The organism is Streptomyces colwelliae (assembly GCF_048158785.1).
GTDB lineage: Bacteria > Actinomycetota > Actinomycetes > Streptomycetales > Streptomycetaceae > Streptomyces.
In genome coordinates this window covers 23042-42621 of sequence record NZ_JBLTJC010000046.1, presented here as the reverse complement: position 1 = coordinate 42621, position 19580 = coordinate 23042, and the positions used below count along the sequence as shown (strand labels likewise).

Sequence of the window (19580 nt, the reverse complement as noted above, 5' to 3'; positions counted from 1 at the left end):
CTCGCCCGCCGCGAGGAGCAGTTGGTCGACCAGCGCGGCACGAACGCCCGCCGCGAGGCCGAGGAGCACGCGGCGGCGGACGGCGTACGGGCCGAGGCGGAGGCGACGCGTACGGTACGGCTGCCCGCGCCGCCCGCCGGACGAACGCGCCCGCGGCCCCCTCCCGGTACCCCTCGACCTCGCGGGCCTCCCTCGGCTCGGCGAGGTACAAGGAGTCGGGCAGCCCGGTGTCTCCGGAGCGGAAGTGCGGATACGCCAGGTACACCCGGCGGCCCCGCCGCTCCAGGACGGCGGTGGGCTGCTTCTTGGCGCGGACGAACTCGACGACGTCCAGGAGGAGTTCGGGGCGTTCCTCGGCGACCAGGTGGAGGCGGAGCCGCTCGTCCACCTTGAGGCGGACGGCGACCTCGTCCGTCCAGTGGGCGGCCATCAGGGGCTTGGCCAGCTCGAACTTGTGGCGCCTGACCTGCTCGCTGTCCTTGAGGTACTTGGGGCCGAACTGCGGGAGCAGCGTGACGAGGAAGGGGCGGAGCATCAGCTTGTCGCGCTCTACGCCCGGCGGGACCATCTCCGCGATGAGGTTCATCAGGGCACGCGCGGAGTCGAAGCGCAGGGTGTAACTCCCGCTCTTCGTCACGTGTTTGCCGTCGTCGCGGCCCACCAGGTAGTAGCAGGTGTGGTCGGCGATCACGGAGACGCCGTCGGCCCGCAGATAGGCCTCCATCGTGAACAGCGCGTCCTCGCCGGTGAACAGCGACTCGTCGAACCGCATGCTGTGCCGCTCCAACAGCGCCCGTCTGAACAGCTTCTGGGCGCTCAGCGTGAACTTGATGTTGGAGTGGAAGACGTCGGTGCGCTCCAGCGTCTCGACCCACGCCGCCTTGGGCGGGACGCGGTTGATGCCCTCGACCTTGCCGAGCACCACGTCCGTGCCGTTGCGGTCGGCCATCGCGACCATGCGCTCCAGTGCCTCCGGGGCGAGCCGGTCGTCGGCGTCGAGGAAGAAGACGTAGCGCCCGCTCGCCTTGCCGAGGCCGACGTTGCGCGGGGCGCTGGGCCCGCCCGAGTTCTCCTGGTGGATCACCGTGACATGGGTCGCGGCGCGGGCCGCGAACTCCTCCAGGTACTCCCCCGTACCGTCCGTCGAGCCGTCGTCCACGGCGATGACCTCGATGCGGGCCGGGTCCAGCGTCTGCGCCTCGACCGAGCGCAGGCACTCGACGAGATACGGCATCGCCTCGTACGCCCCGACGACCACGGTCACATCAGGCTGTGTCACGGTCACGCTTCTCCCCCTTCGTCCATGGCACGTTTCCCCCGTATCAACTGGGTCGCCATCCGGTCGCCGTCTGGAAGACGGCCGACCGCGCCGATCGGTTGTCCTCCGTCAGCAGGGGGTACGCAAAAGAGCCCGGTTTTTGAGGATCACTCCTCGAAAACCGGGCCCTTCTTGACCAAATCCTGGCCGAAAGCGGCCTCCGGTCAGCCGACCGTGGGGTCCGCCGACAGGTGCGCCTCGGCCGGAGCCGCCGCCTCACCGGTCGCCGCCGCCCGCTCCTGACCGACGTTGCGCGTCTCGGACTTGACCGCCAGGTTCCCCACCGCGGTGTTGAACTGCTCGATCGACGTGGGCTCGTCCGGGCCGAGCAGGTACTCCTTGAGTTCCTTGCGGTCCTCGGCCATCGGGTCGGCGTCCGGGGCGCGGACCGCCGTCAGCAACTCGCCCAGTTCCGCCGCCTTGTTGGAGAGGATCACGGCCGCGCGCACCGCGGTGTTCTGCCGCTTGAACTCCTCCACGCCCAGCTTCGCGGAGTCCGTCACCGCGTACGGCTTGCCGCTCGCGATGAAGTCGGAGACCACGCTGGAGATGTCGGAGACCATCGCGTCGGACACGTTGAAGCAGTCGTACAGGCGCGGCTCGGCGCCCGAGATGACGCGGTGCTCGAAGGTGCCGACCGACTTCCAGTACGCGTCGTTCCACTCGGCGCGCAGCCGGGCGATCTCCTCGTACTTGACCAGGTCGACCACGCCGTCACGGGTCAGCTCGGCCTCGTCGCCCTTGTCGGCGGGGCCGCCGGACAGTTCGGCGATGCGGGCCTCGATGCGGGCCAGGTCGGCCTTGGCCTTGGTCTGCACGGCCGCGTCGGCCTGGAAGCGCGGGTCGGTCGCGCGCTGGGCGGCGGCCTTCTCGACGAGGGCGACGACCTTGCGGTGCGCGGAGCCGGCCGCGGGGCTGACGGTGCCGGTGAAGGGGTGCGGCTTGTACAGGACACGGACCGGCGGGTCGGCCTTGAGCAGCTTCTTCACGATGTTCTCGCCGGCCAGCAGCAGGGAGGTGTTGCCGGGCTCGTTGTCCCAGCCCTCCCAGGTCGGCGCGTAGAGCACGGTCGGGATACGGCCCTCGGGGACGCCCTGCCAGGTCTGGATCGGGGCGAGCTGCGGGCGGCCGACCTCGACGATGTCGTCGTCGCGGACACCGACGTCGGCGATGGCGTAGCGGTCGCGGCCCGCGCGGCCGGCGGTCCACACCTCGTCGTAGACCTTGCTGAACGGGTTGACGCTGGCCAGCTTGTCGCTGTCGCCGTGGCCGATGAAGACGTGCTTCATGGTGGGGACGCGCAGCAGGTGGATGTTCTTGCCGACGTTGGCCGCGTACAGCGCGACGCGCACGGTCGACAGGTCCATGTTCATCAGGTGCACACCGCCGGGCACGCAGATGACGGGGGCCTTGGTCTGGGCGAGGTTCTGCAGTATCACGCGCTCACGGAGCAGGACCAGCGGCCGGGTGTCCAGCTGTTCCATGGTCTCCAGCCACATGTTGACCTGGTACGCCGAGTCCTTGGAGCCGGAGAAGTAGAGCACCGTCTGCGGGTTGTACTCGCGCAGCCAGTCGTCGACGGCCGCGAGGATGACCTCCGGCGTCGGCGGGATCTTCGTACCCCGTATGTACGGCAGGAGCGCGGCGACGTAGAGGGTGCCCAGGAACAGGGTGACGCCGATGCCGATGAAGCCCGCGACGGCCGAGTCCAGCTGCGCGGAGATCAGCAGGCCGACGACGGCGAACAGGTCGAGGTGGAGCATCTTCTCGGCGGAGCGCTCCAGCAGGCCGAACTTCGGGGCGTCCGGGATGTGGATGCGTGAGCCGAGGTCGACGTTGCGGGTGGCGACCGGCATCCGGCGGCGGTTGCGGATCAGCGTGACGACGGCGCCGTGCGGGGCCTGGAGGCCGTAGAAGGCGATGAAGCAGGCGATCGCGCCGTAGAAGATGAGGTTGTCGGAGAGGTCCATGCGGGCCAGCAGCAGGATCAGCAGGAGCTGGCGGATCAGGAAGCGGATGGAGAGGCCCGCTCTGACCTTGCTGAGGCGGTTGATCAGGTAGCTGGCCTGGCGGTGGAGGTAGTGGTCCGCGACGTACGTCACTACGGTCGCGGCGGCGAAGGCGGGGACGCTCGGGATGAGGGCGGCCAGCATGAGGGCCGGGTATCCCAGCATCATCAGGGCGGCGGCGGCCAGCTCAGCCGCGCTGCCCACCCGGGCCACGCGAATAGCGGTGGAAATCACTGATAAACCTGCTCTTGGGGGTTTCGAGTAATTTACCGGAGCTCAGAGTCAGGCTTGATTAAACGCCGTCCTGGACGTCGAGGACCGAGGCGAGGGCGGCCTCGAAGCCGGACGCCTTGGCCGCGCCGGCCGTCGGGTCCTGCTGGCGGACGTCGATGACATGGCCGGTCAGCTCGGACAGCAGCACGTCGAGCGAGGTACGGGCCACGGCCTCGGAGGAGAGCAGCGTGCCCGTCGGCTCCTGGCCGAACGCCTTGGTGCGCATCGGGGTGGCGGTGCGCTCCGGGTTGATGCAGTTCACGCGGATGCCGTCGCCGGCCCACTCGTCCGCCAGGGCCTGCGTGAGGTTCACCATCGCGGCCTTGGTCGAGGAGTACAGGCTGTACTCGGCGCGGCCGCGGGTGTAGCTGCTGGAGGTGTAGAGCAGCAGCTGGCCCTTGGTCTCGGCGAGGTACTTGTACGCGGAACGAGCGATCTGCACGGGCGCCAGGTAGTTGACCTTCAGCGCTTCCTCGATCGTCGCGTTGTCCGTCTCGGCCAGCTTGCCGATGCGCAGCACGCCCGCGGTGTTGATGACGTAGTCGATGCGCCCGGTCTCGCCGTACGCCTTGGACAGCGCGTCGTCGACCTCCTCGGGGTTCTCGACGTGCGTGCCGGTGGTCGAGCGGCCCAGCGCGTACACCGTGGCGCCGTAGCCCTCGGCGACCTCGGCGATGTCCTTGCCGATGCCGTACGAGCCGCCGAAGACGACCAGCGTCTTACCCGTGAGCAGCTCGCGGTAGGCGGCCTCGTCGACCTGCTCGGGCGCGGCCGTGGAGGCGAGCTGGAAGAGCTTGTCGGCGATGAAGACGTCGACGGGCTGGGTGACCTTCATGTTGTACTCGTCGCCCGCGACGACGTGGATCGGCACGTCCGGCAGGTACTTGAGTACGACCGAACAGTCGTCCGTGGCCTGGAAGTTGGGGTCCCCCGAGGCGACCTCGTAGGCGCGGCGGATCGTGGACAGCTTGAACGCCTGGGGCGTCTGGCCGCGGCGCAGCCGGGAGCGGTCCGGGATCTCGGTGATGAACTCGCCGTCGTCGCCGTGCGTGCGCGTCACGATGATGGTGTCCGCGGACGGGATGGCCACGTCGACGGCCTGGAAACGCTCCAGGGCGATCACGCAGTCGTCGATCACGCGCTGTGAGAGCAGGGGGCGCACGGCGTCGTGGAAGAGGACGTTGCGGTCCTCACCCTCGGCCAGGCCCTCGCCGAGCACGGCGATGGCGCGCTCGGTGGTCTCGTTGCGCGTGGAGCCGCCCTCGATGATCCGGGTGACCTTCTCGAAGCCGGCCTTGGCGACGATCTTCTCGATGTCCGGGACGTAGCCCGGCGCCATCAGGACGATGATGTCGTCGATCGAGTCGGCGTTCTCGAAGGTGGTCAGGGTGTGCTCGATGACTGCCTTGCCGGCGATCTTCAGCAGCTGCTTGGGGATCGAGAGACCCACGCGCTGACCGGTACCGCCGGCCAGGATCACTGCGGTGGTGCGGGGCTTGGCTATGTGCGACACAGGTGACCTTGACCTACCTCGGGACAATGGGGAACTCGCAAATGGTCCCACTCGCGGTTACCGCAGTGCAAGGCGAGTGACCTCCGCCGCATAGGCGCGCGACACCTGTCATTCATCTTGCACTGCCGGTGACCGTGCGATGACGGAACTCAGCGCCGCCGGAGCCTCTTCAGACAACGGTGACCGAGAACCCGTACGAGTTCCTTCGACGACGTCTGGTGAACCGTCCGCGCCTTCGCCGGCGCACTGTGCCGAACGGGCGCCGCGGCCACCGCCGCGAGCGCCCCGTAGAGCGCCTGCGCGGCCACTTCGGGAGCGATCCGCGGCGCGCCCGGCGCCTTCCCACCCCCCTCGGGCACGGCCGACAGCAGGTCCGGGTCCCCTACGACCCGTACGCCCGTGGCGGCGATGGTCCCGGCCATCTCGGCGCCGATCGCGCCGGCCGCCTCCAGTGCCCACCGGGGCGTGGTGATCTTCACGTCCTGCGGAGTCGGGCTGCACGAATTCTTCATATGCATGACCGCGCCGTTGCGCACGAGCTTGGAATACAGCTCGTCGGGGAGGCCATTTCCGCGGAATTCGACGTTGAGCTTCCGCAGCATTTCGGTCTCGGCGAGGGTGAGAGAACGGTTGGCCGCGTCCGGAACCGGCCGCAGGAGATTCGCCGGCAGCCCGAGCAGTGTCTCGAAGGTGCGCAGCAGCCCGTCCCGGTCGCTGTCGTCGACCACGACGACGGTGACCCGCTCGGGACCCACGACCCGGGCCCACCGCTCGACCAGCCGGTCGTGCCGGTGCCGCCGCCAGAAGCTGGGGTTGGGCTGCTCGTACGGCGCCTTGCGGAGCATGTGCTCCAGCCAGTTGTCGTAGCCCATGCGCAGGCCGTTCTGCACGTACTGCTGCCACTGCGAGGGCATGATCTTCGCCAGCGGGCGCAGGGTGATCAGGATGTGCACGCGCTCGCCGCCGAGCTGCTCCACGATCCTGGCCAGGGTCTCGTCGTCCTGGGCGTCGGCGAAGAACTCGCTGCTGATCACCGAGGTGCGGTCGCCGGTGGCCCGCACGGCGTCGAGGAGGCGCGTCCAGTGCTTGTCGGTGGGCGCGGTGTCGCCCATCATCGCGGGCCGGGCGCAGGCCGCGAGGGCCGCTTCCATCGGGTGCCTGCTGTGTGCGGGGAAGTCGACGCCGTGCTCGGGCATCGTGTCCTTCGCGGCGAACAGCGCGCCCTGGATGGCGGTGGTCCCGGTCTTGTGCGGGCCGATGTGCAGCAGCCGGGTCCCGACGGGCAGCGCTTCCTTAATACAATCCGTCTCCATGGTTAACGGACGGTAAGAGTTGTTCCTGAGTTTGACCTGAGAGGAGCCTGGGACACAGATGAGTCTCAGGCTCCGTTCGCACAGGGTTCACAGAAGTCAGACCACACTGACGCCGGGATCGTCCGACTCCACCCGGAGTGAGGCGTACGTACTCGGTGTCGCCGTCGGCTTCACGACGGTGTCCACGACCCGCACCTTCGCGTCGATGCCGTCCCGCCGGATGTCGAACAGGTGGTAGCCGCGGTGGGCGTCGATCACCTTCCAGTGCGGGTTGTCCGCCATCAGCGGGTCCCACTGGGCGTGGAAGGCGGCCTGGTCCTGGTCGCCGTTGCTGGAGATGGACGTCCCCACGAACTCGGCGCCGACGACGTCGGAGTCCGGATCGGCGAAGTCTTCCTTGAGGTCGCTGATCATCGTGAGGTGCCGGTCGCCGCTGAGCACCACGGGGTTGCGGACGCTCTTGAAGTCCCCCAGCAGGGCGTTGCGTTCGGCCTGGTAGCCGTCCCAGGCGTCGTAGAACCACTGCTTGCCCGCGCCGAGCAGGATGTCCGTCTCGGCCATCATGATCTGCGAGGCGATGACGTTCCAGCGGGCGGGCGAGTGGCGCAGCCCCTTCAGCAGCCACTCCTTCTGCTCGGCGCCCATCATCGTCATCGACGGGTCCTCGGCGCCGGCCTGCGTGGTCGCCTGGTCGCTGCGGAACTGCCGGGTGTCCAGGACGTTCAGGCGCATCAGGCGGCCGAACTCGAGGCGCCGGTACATCTGGATGTGCGGCCCGTCCGGCACGGCGCTCGCGCGCACCGGCATGTGCTCGTAGTACGCCTGGAAGGCCGCCGTCAGCCGCGCCACGAACGCGTCGTGCGACTGCTGGGCGGGGTCCTGCGGGATCTCCCCCGCCCAGTCGTTGTCCACCTCGTGGTCGTCGAAGGTCACCACCCAGGGGGCGTTGGCGTGCATCGCCAGCAGATCCGGGTCGGTGCGGTACTGCGCGTACCGGTTGCGGTACTGGACCAGGCTGTACGGCTCCCCGGTCCCCTCGTGCCGGCGCGGTCCCGCGTTCGACGGCGCCGACTCGTAGATGTAGTCACCGACGAAGAGCACGAAGTCGGGATCCTGGGACAGCATGTCGGCGTACGGCGTGAAGTAGCCGTTCTGCCAGTTCTGGCAGGAGGCGAGCGCGACGCGCAGTCGGCCGCCGGAGCTGTTCGCGGGGGGCGCGGTGCGGGTGCGGCCGGTGGCGGAGAGCTGCCCGCTGACGCGGAAGCGGTACCAGTGGTCACGGCCGGGGCGCAGTCCCCGTACATCCACGTGAACGCTGTGCCCGTACTCGGGCCGCGCGGGCGCGATGCCGCGGCGCAGGTGCTTTCTGAAACGGGCGTCCTCGGCGATTTCCCACTCCACCGGGACCACTTGATCCGGCATCCCACCACCGTTGAGCGGGTCCGGGGCGAGCCGCGTCCACAGCACGATGCCGTCGGGCAGCGGGTCGCCGGAGGCGATGCCGAGGCTGAACACACCGTCGGGCAGCGGGGTTTCGGCAGCTCGGGCGGTGGTCGGCAGCCAGAGCTGGGCGGAGGCGGCGGCTCCCAGCACCGCCGCGCCGGCCGCGAGAAAACGTCGTCGATCGGGTGATACGGCTCCGGTCATCGGTGAACTCCCTTGCGACGTTGGCCTCTTGGGTCACTTGGAAGCCTCACAGTGCGCGGAGTCCCACCTGTTGAACAGTAAGTATCGCGTCCATGACAAATGAGCGCACAGCAAGAGACCCGTTACTCCGAGAGCAACGGGTCTCAGCCAGTTTGGTCACGCCGGTGAATGATCTTCACGCCGGACGGACGATCGGCGGGCGGACGGACGACCGGCGGGCGGGGTGGGGCGAGCGGTCGTCATGCCGGGCCGGACGGCCGCCGTGCCTGACGGGCGGTCAACTCCGCCGGGGCGGGCGGCCCTTGCGCCGGAGAGGCAGCCGCCACGCCGGGCAAGCGGCCCTCCCACCGGTCGACCGGTCACCGCACCCGACGGACAGTCACCCAGCCAGGTCGGACAGCCACCGCGCCGGACGGGCAGCCGCGCCGGGCAAACGGCTATGCCACCGGCCACCACACCCGACCGACAGCCGCCGCGCCGGACACGCAGCCGCCACGGCCGACGACCGGCGCCCCGTTCGAGGGGCAGTCACCTCGCCGAGCCGCGCGGTCGGCCCGCCGGCCGAACCGTCACCGCACGGCTCCGATCGCCGGAAGGCCGCACCGCGCGGGTCGTTCAGAAGGGCTTGAACTCCTCGAACTCCTGGGTCGCCTCGTCCCGTTCGGCCTGCTTGTCCCGACGCCGCTGCGTCGCCGGCCGCGGCTCGTCGAGCCGGTGGTCCTCGCCACGCCGGCCCAGCATCTCCGCACCGGCCATCACGGTCGGCTCCCAGTCGAAGACGACCGCGTTGTCCTCGGGACCGATGGCGACGCCGTCGCCGGAACGGGCGCCGGCCTTCATCAACGACGCCTCCACACCGAGCCGGTTGAGCCGGTCGGCGAGGTAGCCGACGGCCTCGTCGTTGTTGAAGTCGGTCTGGCGGACCCAGCGTTCGGGCTTCTCGCCGCGCACGCGGAAGAGGCCGTCCTCCTCCTGCACGACGGTGAAGCCGCTGTCGTCGACCGCCTTCGGGCGGATGACGATCCGGGTCGCCTCCTCCTTCGGCTTCGCGGCCCGCGACGCGGCGACGAACTCCGCGATGGCGAAGGACAGTTCACGCAGTCCCGTGTGGGCGACGGCGGACACCTCGAAGACGCGGTAGCCACGCGCTTCCAGATCCGGCCGCACCATCTCGGCGAGGTCCTTGCCGTCCGGCACGTCGATCTTGTTCAGGACGACCATCCGCGGGCGCCGGTCGAGGCCGCCGTACTGCTTCAGCTCCTCCTCGATCATGTCGAGGTCGGAGATCGGGTCGCGCTCGGACTCCAGCGTCGCGGTGTCCAGGATGTGCACGAGGACGCTGCACCGCTCGACGTGGCGCAGGAACTCCAGGCCGAGGCCCTTGCCCTGGCTGGCGCCGGGGATGAGACCGGGCACGTCGGCGATGGTGTAGACGGTCTCGCCGGCGGTGACCACGCCGAGGTTGGGGACCAGCGTCGTGAACGGGTAGTCGGCGATCTTCGGCTTGGCCGCGCTCAGCACGGAGATCAGCGAGGACTTGCCGGCGCTCGGGTAGCCCACGAGCGCGACGTCGGCGACCGTCTTCAGCTCCAGCACGATGTCCTGGAGGTCACCGGGAACACCGAGCAGCGCGAAACCGGGGGCCTTGCGGCGGGCCGACGACAGCGCCGCGTTGCCGAGGCCGCCCCGGCCGCCCTGCGCGGCGATGTAGGAGGTGCCGTGGCCGACGAGGTCGGCGAGCACGTTGCCCGCGCCGTCGAGCACGACCGTGCCGTCCGGCACCGGCAGGACCAGGTCCTGGCCATCCTTGCCGGAGCGGTTGCCGCCCTCGCCGGGCTTGCCGTTGGTGGCCTTGCGGTGCGGCGAGTGGTGGTAGTCGAGCAGCGTGGTCACGGACTGGTCGACGATGAGGATGACGTCACCGCCCCTTCCGCCGTTGCCGCCGTCCGGGCCGCCGAGCGGCTTGAACTTCTCACGGTGGACGGAGGCACAGCCGTGGCCTCCGTTACCCGCGGCGACATGCAGCTCGACGCGGTCCACGAAGGTGGTCATGGGATGTGCCTCCAGTTACGTACAACAAAGTCTTGTGGGTACAGCTAGCCGCTGCTCTTCAGTAGAAACACGCGAAAGGCGGACCCGCTTCCCGGAAGGGAAGTGAGGTCCGCCTCGCGAAAGCTTCCGATCAGTTGCCTGAATCAGCTACCTGATGCTTCAGGCGACCGGAACGATGTTCACGACCTTGCGGCCACGGTGCGTACCGAACTCCACCGCACCGGCGTTCAGCGCGAACAGCGTGTCGTCGCCGCCACGGCCGACGCCCGAACCGGGGTGGAAGTGGGTGCCGCGCTGGCGGACCAGGATCTCACCAGCGTTGACGACCTGACCGCCGAAGCGCTTCACGCCGAGCCGCTGGGCATTGGAGTCGCGACCGTTCCGGGTGGACGATGCGCCCTTCTTGTGTGCCATCTCTCCTCAGTCCCTTACTTCGCAGCCGCGGGGATCTCAGTGACCTTGATCGCCGTGTACTGCTGGCGGTGGCCCTGACGACGGCGGTAACCGGTCTTGTTCTTGTACCGAAGGATGTCGATCTTGACGCCCTTGTGGTGGTCCACGATCTCGGCCTGGACCTTGATGCCGGCCAGCACCCACGGGTCGCTGGTCACAGCGTCGCCGTCGACAACGAGCAGGGTCGAGAGCTCGACCGTGTCGCCAACCTTGGCAGTGGAAATCTTGTCAACCTCAACGATGTCGCCGACAGCAACCTTGTGCTGGCGACCACCGCTGCGCACGATGGCGTACACGCTGATCTCACTCTCTAGCTCAGGGACGGCACCCCCGCAGTCCAGCCGCCCTGCGGAGCAGACGGCCTCTCCCGGCGGAACACGCCCGGGAGGAAGAGGTTTACGGGGATGTGGCGTGTCACCAGTGGACACGCCGACAGTCAAGGTTACGGGGCCGCAGCCGAACGGGTCAAACCGGGCCCGGTGGGGAGTGCGACTGGTCACATGGACCAGCCGCACCCGCCCGGGGTTCAGCCCTCGTCGGTGGAGGCGGTGACGGAGGACGGGCTCGTCTGCTCCGCCGCCGCGGTCTTCTTCGACGTGGTCTTGGCGGCCTTCTTGGCCGTCGTCTTCTTCGCGGCCGTCTTCTTGGCCGCGGTCTTGGTGGCCGCCGCCTTCTTGGCGACCGCCTTCTTCGCCGGGGCCTTCTTGGCGGCCTTGCGCGCGGCCGTCTTCTTGGCCGGAGCGTCCGCCTCGACCTCGGCCTCAGCGACCGGCGCTTCCTCCACCACGGCCGCCGGTACGACCGTCACGGCCGCCTCCTCGGACGCGGTGGGCGCGGTGGCCTTGCGCACGGCACGGCGCCGCGGGCGGGCCGGAGCCGCGCTCTCGGCGGGTGCCTCGGGCTGCTCGACGGGCGCGGGCGTCTCGACGACGACCGGCGCGGCGGCCTCGGTGACCGTCACCACGGCGGCCTCCTCGGACCCGGCCGGCGAACCCGCGGGCGCGGTCGCCTTACGGGTCGCCCGACGCCGCGTACGCCCCTTGGGCGCGGCGTCGTCGACCACCGGAGCCTCGGCGACCGGCGCGGGCGCCGGGGTCTCCTGAACCACGGGCGCCTCGACGACCGGGTCCTCCACGGCGACGGGCTCGGCCTGCGCGACGGCGGCCGGCTCGGCCTCCTCACGCACCTCCTGCGCGTCGCGCGCCTGCCGGGACTCGCCCCTCGGCGCACCGGCCGGAGCCGACGCCCGACGGCTCGTCCGGCGCCGCGAACGCCCACCACGGGTGGCCGCGGCCTCCGCCTCGGCGGCGCTGCTGTACAGGTCCTCGTCGGGCCGGAACTCGGGCTCGGCGAACGGCACCGGCGCGGCGACCTCGGCGGCCACCTCGGCCTCCGTCTCGACCTCGTCGTCGACCACCTCGTGCTCGTGGTCGTGCTCGTGCGTGTCGTGGGCGTCCTGCCCGCTGCCGTCACCACCGCGCCCGCGCCGCTTGCGCTTGCCGCCGCCACCGACCGAGGTCGGCTGCTCCATGTGCACGATGACACCGCGGCCGTTGCAGTGGACGCAGGTCTCGGAGAAGGACTCCAACAGACCCTGTCCGACGCGCTTGCGGGTCATCTGGACCAGGCCCAGCGAGGTGACCTCGGCGACCTGGTGCTTCGTACGGTCGCGGCCCAGGCACTCCAGGAGCCGCCGCAGGACGAGGTCCCGGTTGGACTCCAGGACCATGTCGATGAAGTCGATGACGACGATGCCGCCCAGGTCGCGCAGCCGCAGCTGGCGCACGATCTCCTCGGCCGCCTCCAGGTTGTTCCTGGTCACGGTCTCTTCGAGGTTGCCGCCCTGACCGGTGAACTTGCCGGTGTTGACGTCGATCACGATCATCGCTTCGGTCTTGTCGATGACCAGCGAACCGCCACTGGGCAGCCAGACCTTGCGGTCCAGCGCCTTCATCAGCTGCTCGTCGATGCGGTACGTCGCGAAGACGTCGACCTCGGAGGTCCAGCGGGAGAGCCGGTCGGCGAGGTCGGGGGCGACGTGCGCGACGTAGCCGTGGATGGTGTCCCACGCCTCGTCGCCGCTGACGATGACCTTGGTGAAGTCCTCGTTGAAGATGTCGCGCACGACGCGGACGGTCATGTCCGGCTCGCCGTACAGCAGAGTCGGCGCGTTCGAGCCGCCGCCGCTCTTCGCCTTCTTCTGGATGTCCTCCCACTGTGCCTGGAGGCGCTCGACGTCGCGGCTCAGCTCGTCCTCGCTCGCGCCCTCGGCGGCGGTGCGCACGATGACGCCCGCGTCCTCGGGGACGATCTTCTTGAGGATGGTCTTCAGCCGGGCCCGTTCGGTGTCGGGCAGCTTGCGGCTGATGCCGGTCATGGAGCCCTCGGGGACGTACACGAGGTAGCGCCCCGGGAGGGAGACCTGGCTGGTCAGACGGGCGCCCTTGTGCCCGATCGGGTCCTTGGTGACCTGCACGAGCACGGACTGGCCGGACTTGAGCGCGCTCTCGATGCGCCGCGGCCCGTTGGCCATACCGAGCGCTTCGAAGTTCACTTCACCGGCATAGAGAACAGCGTTCCGTCCCTTGCCGATGTCGATGAACGCGGCCTCCATCGAGGGCAGCACGTTCTGGACCTTGCCCAGGTAGACGTTGCCGACGTACGAGGTCGACTGCTCCTTGTTGACGTAGTGCTCGACGAGCACGCCGTCCTCCAGGACGCCGATCTGCGTGCGCTCACCGCTCTGCCGGACGACCATCACCCGCTCGACGGCCTCACGGCGGGCCAGGAACTCTGCCTCGGTGATGATCGGGACGCGCCGGCGGCCCTGCTCGCGGCCTTCGCGGCGACGCTGCTTCTTGGCCTCGAGACGCGTCGAGCCCTTGATGGACTGCACCTCGTCGCTCGGGTGCTCGTCCTTCTTGGCGCGCGGCTCGCGGACCTTGACGACGGTGCGCTCGGGGTCGTCGGCCGACGAGGGCGCCTCGCTCTCGCCGCCCGAGTCACCGGCGCGACGACGCCGACGACGCCGACGACGGCTACTGCTCGACCCGGAACCGCCCTGGTCGTCGTCCGCCTCCTCGGCGTCCTCCTCGACCTGCTCGGCGGTGTCCTCTGAATCCTGCGCGGCCTGCTCGGCGGCGTACTCCTCGCCGTCCTCGCCCTCGTCCTCACCGGTGGCGGACTCGCCACGGCGACGACGCCGGCCACCACGCCGACGGCGACGGCGCGAACCGGTCTCCTCGGCCTCGTCACCGTCGGCGGAGTCCTCGGCCTCCTCGGCCTCTTCGGGCTCCTCCTCCACGACGGCGGTCTCGACGACGGCGGGCGCCTCGGGCTCCGCCTCGAAGGCGGCACCCCGGCGGCGACGCCGACGACGCCCGCCGGTCTCCTCCTCGACCACCTCCACCGCGACGGGCTCCGCTACGACGACCTCTTCCTCGTCGTCCTCCACGGCCTCGGCGGCAGCGGCAGCGGCGGCCCGCTCGGGGGTCTGGAACATCGGCTCGGTGAAGACGGGCGCCTGGAACACGGCGACAGCGGGCCGCCTCGGCCGGCGCGGACCGTCCTCCTCCTCGGCACTGTTCCCGTTCTTGGGGGCGGGCGCGGAGAACCCTCCGGCGGCGGTCCGCACGGACCGGCGCCGACGGCGCGGCCCCGAGTCCTCGGCGGGAACCTCGGCGGTGGTGTTCGTCTCCGCGGTGTCCGCGGGGGTCTCGTCGTTCACAGGGGCCTCCTCGCCCACGGGCGTCCCGGCAGGCGCGGACACACGGCGCGTGGCGCGACGACGGCTCCGACGCGGGGCGGCATCCTCATCGGACGCAGCAGCCGCGGAACCTTCGGTCACTTCTTCGGTCACTGAGGTCACTGCGGTGGCTTCAACGCTCTCGGCGGCCTCGGGCACTTCACTCGCCTCGGGCGCACCGGCGGGCGCAGACACCTTCCGGGTAGCACGCCGACGCGTACGCCCGGCAGGCGCAGCAGCCTCTTCCTCTACGACGGCGGGTTCCTCGGCGACGACAGGCGCGGCCTCGGGCTCCTCCACCGGCGCCACCACGGCAGCCGGGGCAACGGTCTCGGGCGCGGTCACCCGGCGCGTGGCACGACGGCGGGTACGCCGCGGAGCGGCGTCCTCGTCGGACTCCACGGGCGGCGCGGTCTCCTCGACGGCGGCGGGCGCGGCGGCGGCAACGGCCGGCACCACGATCTCGGCCGCCTCGGGCACCTCACTCGCCTCGGGCGCACCGGCGGGCGCGGACACCCGCCGAGTGGCACGCCGACGCGTACGCCCGGCGGGCGCGGCTTCCTCTGCGGCAGCAGGAGCCTCGACAGCCACTTCGGCCGCAACGGGCCCGGTGACCTCGACGTTCTCGTCCTGCTTCTCGTCGCTCACCTCGGCCGGTATGGCCGGAGCGCTGTTCTCGACCGCGCCCTCGGGGGCGGTCGGCGGTCCCGCTGGGCGAGACGCGGCGCGGCGCCTGCGGCGCGGCGGCAGCGTGTCGCTCGGGGTGGTCGGTTCGGAACCCTCGGTGGGTTCGGTCGGTTCGAGCATGCGGGCGTTTCTCCCGTCAGGCTCCCGGGCGCCGCGCCTGGTCCGGCGGGGATGCCGGTGACGTCCGCGGCTCGCGCGTTGCGCGGTGCCGCCGTCCGGGGCGCGGGCGCCGCACGGGAGCTCTCTGTGTCCTGTCTCGCCGGTTCCGTACGCCCAGATGCGGACGGCCTGGCGAAAGTCTTGTGGTCGGTGCGCTGCCCGACCCAGGTGGCTCCCGAGTCCGAGGGCGACGCTACGACGTCCGTCCTACGCGGAACTTCCCTACGCCGGCGCCTTCGCGGCGGCAGCTTCGGCGACCGTGGTGTTCCCGGTCACTGCTGCCTCGCGGTCGGGCGCGAGCGGGTCGGTCACCGTGCCGGTCTCTTCATCGAACAGCCCCTGCGCCAGCCTGGTCACCGCTGCGGCGACCGGCGGCGCCAGGTCGGCCACGGCGCGAAGACCGGACAGGACGTCGTCGGGTCGAACGGCAGGCGTCACGTGCCGAACAACCAGCCGCAGTATCGCACAGGCCTGGTCGGTAGGCCTATCAGCCTGTGGACCAACCGTCTCAAGATGCGCTACGGCGGGTCGGGCGTCGAACGTCCGCATGCCGTTCTTGGCCATGCGCTGGACCTCGACGCTCTCGGCCGCGTTGAACGCGGCCACCGCGCGCTCGGCGTCCTCGGGCGCCACTCCGTCGAGCCGCAGCTCCCACACGGAAGCCGTGAGCCGGTCGGCGAGCCCGGAGGTCCGGGCCTCGACCGCGTCGATGATGTCGAGCCCTACGGGCATCGACTCGTCGAGCAGCTCGCGCAGCTTGTCGGGGTCGCGCTCGGCGGTGAGCGCGATCTCCAGGTATTCCGCCTCACTGCCCGTGCCGGTGGGTGCGGCATTGGCGTACGACACCTTCGGATGCGGCGTGAACCCCGCCGAGTACGCCATCGGCACCTCGGCGCGGCGCAGCGCACGCTCGAAGGCGCGCTGGAAGTCTCGGTGGCTGGTGAACCGGAGGCGGCCGCGCTTGGTGTAGCGCAGTCGGATGCGCTGCACCGCGGGTGCGGGCGGCGGGCCTTCGGGCTGTCGCTTGCCCAGTGTCCTAGTCCTTCGTGAGAACGGTCGTACTTCTACCAAGAGTACGTGTGTCGTCGCCCATCGGTTCCCGTCGCTCCACCGGCTGGGGCGCTCGCGGCTCGCCGAAGACCATCCGCCGGAAGTCGGCACGGGCCTGCCGGGCGGAGTCGCGCACGGCGGTCAGCACCTGCCGGGTGACCCGCCCCACAGCGCGCGCGGCCTCGGCGGCGGGCCGCAGCACCAGGTCCCGTACGACGTGTCCGACCGGGGTGAGGATCGTCCGGTAGACCCAGCTCACGGGCTCGACGAAGATCCACCGGAAGAGGGTCCCGAGGACCCGCCCCACGGCGAGCGAGATGTGCCCGGCGATCCGCCAGGCGTGCCCGAGGGCGTCCCGGACCTCCCGCCCGATGACGGCGAGCGCGCGCCCGACCGGTGTCAGCACCCAGCGCCAGAGGCCGATCGCGGGCAGGACGAGGAGGATCCAGGCCGTCCAGTAGAGGACGGCACCGACTCCGGTACCGATCGCCTTCACCAGCCACAGAAGTCCCCGCCCGCACCAGGCGATCGCCCGCCCGACCGGCGCGAGGACCCACGCGTACAGCCACTCGGCGGGCACGACGACCAGATACCGCCCGAGCCAGGTCACACCGGCGGCCACCCCACCGACGACCCACGCCACGCCGGCTGCCAATCCGCCCGCGGCCCACGCGCACGCGTGCCCGACGGGAGTGAGCACGCGCGCGTACACCCACGCCAGGCCGCTCGCGATCTGTCGGGCGGCCCAGGAGAGGGCGTGCCCGACCGGGGTGAGCACGTACCGGTACAGCCAGACGAGAGGTACGAGGACAAGGAGGTTGGTGAGCCAGCCGAGCGCCTTGGCGAGCGGCACGACGACGTACCGCCACAGGGCCACCCACGGCCACACGAACACCGCGCGCGCCACCGGCCGCAGCACGGTCCGGTACAGGAACCGTCCGCCGACCACCAGCGCGTCCCACACCAGCCGCACCGGCACGACCAGCACGAGCACGACGATCCGCACCGGGACACGGATCGCGACGGCGAGACACCCCTCGGGCGGCTGCGGCGACGGCCGCGCGGGCGGCTTCTCGAATTTCCTGGGGGTGTCCATACCGGGCAAGACGCCTCAGCTCCCCGTCCGGATCCAGTACCGCAATTTTCCGTCCCGCTCGTCCTCGAACTTCCCGCCACCGGCCTCGATCACCTTGCGGGACGCGATGTTGGTGGCATCACAGGTCACGAGGACCGGGTCCAGGCCGAGTGCCTGAGCGTACGGCAGGACGTCGCGGAGCATCGCGGTCGCGTGCCCGCGACGACGGGCGCCCGGCCGGACGCCGTACCCGATGTGGCCGCCGTAGTCGAGGAGCCACGGAGTGAGCCGGTGCCGTATCTGGATCCGGCCGAGGTAGGTGTCGCCGTCCACGTACCAGTACCAGGTGTTCGGCACGAACCCCTCGGGCCGGCGCCCGTCCTCCGACTCCTCCTCGCGCACCGCCTCGACGTACCGCGCGAAGCCCGCCGGCTGCCGCCAGGTGCTGCCGTGCTCCCGCAGTTCACGCGCGAGGGTGCCGCCGAAGAAGTCGTCCTCGACGATGTGCTCGTACACGGCGTCCAGGAAGGAGACCCGGAACCGGGCGTCGGGCAGGATCAGTTGAGGCATCGGTCAAGGGTAGGGGTCGGTGCGGCCGACGTGGGTGTGCAGGAGCGAGCCGTCCGCCGACACCGCCGTCGCGCTCGCCGGGGATCACCCCGTCCCGGACGACGACCATGCACCGGTGCGAACCGGCGTTCTCCGCCGCCCAGTTGACGAAGTGTCGTACGAACTCCTCCTGGGCGGCGGCGGGTCGGTGTCCGCTCTCAAGAATCCAGCGCCACCGGAGCCCCGCGACGACGTCCAGCTCGGCGGGTTCGGCGGGGCGGATCGTGATGTCGTCCACCCGTGCGTTGTGCGGCAGTTCAGCGGTCGTCGGCAGGGGGCGCCAGCAGCGCGTCGACGATCTCCCGGAGTGGCGCGGCCAGTTGACCGGCGGTCGCGTCACGCAGGGGGCGCAGGCCTACGGCGGACCGCACGACGGCGACGCCGACGCCGAGCGCGACGAGGAGTTGCGCGCGCAGCAGCCGTTCGTCGCCCTCCTCGGCCGCGCCCTCGCCGGACGCTTCGAGGATCTGGCGGCTGAACTCGTCCAGGGCCTTTCGGCGCAGGGCGTCCACGCGTTCGTCGCCGGTGTCGCGCAGCAGCATCAGTACGGGGTGTTCGCCGAACTCCGGCCAGGCACCGGCGGACAGTTGATGACTGAGCGCCTCGGCGAGGCCGGCCCGGTCGGCAGGGAATTCCTCATCGCGGCCCAGGAAACGGGGAGTTGAGGCCAGGGCCGCCTTGAACAGCCCTTCCTTCGAGTCGAAGTACCGCTTGATGAGAGCCAGGTTGACCCCGACGTCGGCGGCGACGTCCCGCAACGTAGTGCGGTCGTACCCGAGCCGGGTGAATCGGCTGCTCGCGGCCTCAAGGAGCGCCTGCCGGGTCGCCCCCGCGTCCCGCCGCCGGGGTCCGTCGGCCTCACTCGTCACCACCGGCGACCTCCCTCGACCATCCTCGACCAGCTCAAGTAATCACTCGTTGACATGACTACAGGGCATGGTTACGTTAGGCAAGTAATCACCTGATGACTTAGCGACCACGCACTCAGCTCACGGAAGGACAGCGGTGTCCGAAGCTCTCCTCGTCATGGACGTCCAGCGCATGATCGTGGACCGTTACCCCGACCCGGCCTATCTGCCGCGCCTGCGCAAGGCGATCGACACGGCCCGCGCGAACGGCGTCCGCGTGATCTACGTGACCGTCGGGTTCCGCCCCGGCGCACCGGAGATCAGCCCCCGCAACAAGCTGTTCGGCAGGCTCGCGGGCGCCCCCGCGGGCCCGGCCAACGAGATTCACCCGGACGTGGCCCCCGGACCCGGCGACATCCTCGTCACCAAGCGCCGCGTCAGCGCGTTCGCAGGCAGCGACCTCGACATGGTCCTGCGGGCGAACGACATCGACCACCTGGTCCTGACGGGGATCGCCACCAGCGGCGTCGTCCTGTCCACCCTCCGCCAGGCCGCCGACCTGGACTTCACCCTCACCGTCCTGTCCGACGGCTGCCTCGACAACGACCCGGAGGTGCACCGGGTCCTCACGGAGAAGGTGTTCCCGATGCAGGCCGAGGTGACGACGGTGGCGGACTGGGTCGCCGCGCGCTGAACTCCCTGGGCCGAACTCCCTATATTGATGGGCGCACTTGAGGCCCGTACGTGACGCCCGTCCGTGGTGGTCCCGAGTCGACGTCGGTGCGATCCGGGGGGGATTGAGCGTTCGTGGGACCAGTCGGAACACGCG

Annotated in this window: 14 protein-coding genes; 1 reads left to right on the top strand and 13 read right to left on the bottom strand. The window is 70.4% G+C overall.

The annotated features are described in order from the left end of the window. The 13 genes from ACNFOC_RS12675 to ACNFOC_RS12615 all read right to left on the bottom strand — a co-directional run. The coding region (locus ACNFOC_RS12675) for a glycosyltransferase family 2 protein (protein WP_416959213.1) at nucleotides 1-1285 on the bottom strand (1285 nt) is incomplete at its 3' end. Nucleotides 1286-1482: 197 nt separating this feature from the next. Continuing rightward, nucleotides 1483-3561 (bottom strand): CDP-glycerol glycerophosphotransferase family protein, encoded by a 2079-nt coding sequence (locus ACNFOC_RS12670; RefSeq protein ID WP_416959212.1) that lies wholly within the window; start codon nucleotides 3559-3561, stop codon nucleotides 1483-1485. A gap of 58 nt (nucleotides 3562-3619) precedes the next feature. Further along, nucleotides 3620-5113, bottom strand: a complete 1494-nt coding sequence (locus tag ACNFOC_RS12665; protein WP_416959211.1) for a D-ribitol-5-phosphate cytidylyltransferase — start codon at nucleotides 5111-5113, stop codon at nucleotides 3620-3622. A gap of 149 nt (nucleotides 5114-5262) precedes the next feature. Then, nucleotides 5263-6426 (bottom strand): hypothetical protein, encoded by a 1164-nt coding sequence (locus ACNFOC_RS12660; RefSeq protein WP_416959210.1) that lies wholly within the window; start codon nucleotides 6424-6426, stop codon nucleotides 5263-5265. Between the two features lie 96 nt (nucleotides 6427-6522). After that, on the bottom strand, nucleotides 6523-8073 hold the full coding sequence (locus ACNFOC_RS12655) for an alkaline phosphatase D family protein (protein ID WP_416959209.1): 1551 nt from the start codon (nucleotides 8071-8073) through the stop codon (nucleotides 6523-6525). Between the two features lie 615 nt (nucleotides 8074-8688). Then, on the bottom strand, nucleotides 8689-10125 hold the full coding sequence (obgE, locus tag ACNFOC_RS12650; protein ID WP_416959208.1) for a GTPase ObgE: 1437 nt from the start codon (nucleotides 10123-10125) through the stop codon (nucleotides 8689-8691). Between the two features lie 159 nt (nucleotides 10126-10284). Beyond that, the gene (gene rpmA, locus ACNFOC_RS12645; RefSeq protein ID WP_019063244.1) at nucleotides 10285-10539 is read right to left on the bottom strand and encodes a 50S ribosomal protein L27; all 255 of its coding nucleotides are present in this window, start codon (nucleotides 10537-10539) and stop codon (nucleotides 10285-10287) included. Nucleotides 10540-10553: 14 nt separating this feature from the next. Further along, nucleotides 10554-10874: a 50S ribosomal protein L21 gene (gene rplU, locus ACNFOC_RS12640; RefSeq protein ID WP_006374708.1), complete on the bottom strand. Its 321-nt coding sequence runs from the start codon at nucleotides 10872-10874 to the stop codon at nucleotides 10554-10556. 230 nt (nucleotides 10875-11104) lie between these two features. Continuing rightward, on the bottom strand, nucleotides 11105-15130 hold the full coding sequence (locus ACNFOC_RS12635; protein ID WP_416959207.1) for an Rne/Rng family ribonuclease: 4026 nt from the start codon (nucleotides 15128-15130) through the stop codon (nucleotides 11105-11107). Nucleotides 15131-15391: 261 nt separating this feature from the next. Then, nucleotides 15392-16159, bottom strand: coding sequence for a TIGR03936 family radical SAM-associated protein (locus tag ACNFOC_RS12630; protein WP_416959206.1), 768 nt, complete (start codon nucleotides 16157-16159; stop codon nucleotides 15392-15394). Nucleotides 16160-16205: 46 nt separating this feature from the next. After that, nucleotides 16206-17315: a phage tail tape measure protein gene (locus tag ACNFOC_RS12625; RefSeq protein WP_416959205.1), complete on the bottom strand. Its 1110-nt coding sequence runs from the start codon at nucleotides 17313-17315 to the stop codon at nucleotides 16206-16208. A 15-nt stretch (nucleotides 17316-17330) separates the two neighbouring features. After that, nucleotides 17331-17864, bottom strand: a complete 534-nt coding sequence (locus ACNFOC_RS12620; RefSeq protein ID WP_416959204.1) for a GNAT family N-acetyltransferase — start codon at nucleotides 17862-17864, stop codon at nucleotides 17331-17333. A 296-nt stretch (nucleotides 17865-18160) separates the two neighbouring features. Continuing rightward, nucleotides 18161-18775 carry a TetR/AcrR family transcriptional regulator gene (locus tag ACNFOC_RS12615; protein ID WP_416959203.1) on the bottom strand — a complete coding sequence of 205 codons (615 nt, stop codon included), beginning with the start codon at nucleotides 18773-18775 and terminating at the stop codon, nucleotides 18161-18163. A gap of 154 nt (nucleotides 18776-18929) precedes the next feature. Between ACNFOC_RS12615 and ACNFOC_RS12610 the strand changes: the two genes are divergently transcribed. Then, entirely contained in the window at nucleotides 18930-19445 is a 516-nt protein-coding gene (locus ACNFOC_RS12610) for a cysteine hydrolase family protein (protein WP_416959216.1), read from the top strand. Nucleotides 19446-19580 lie beyond the last annotated feature (135 nt).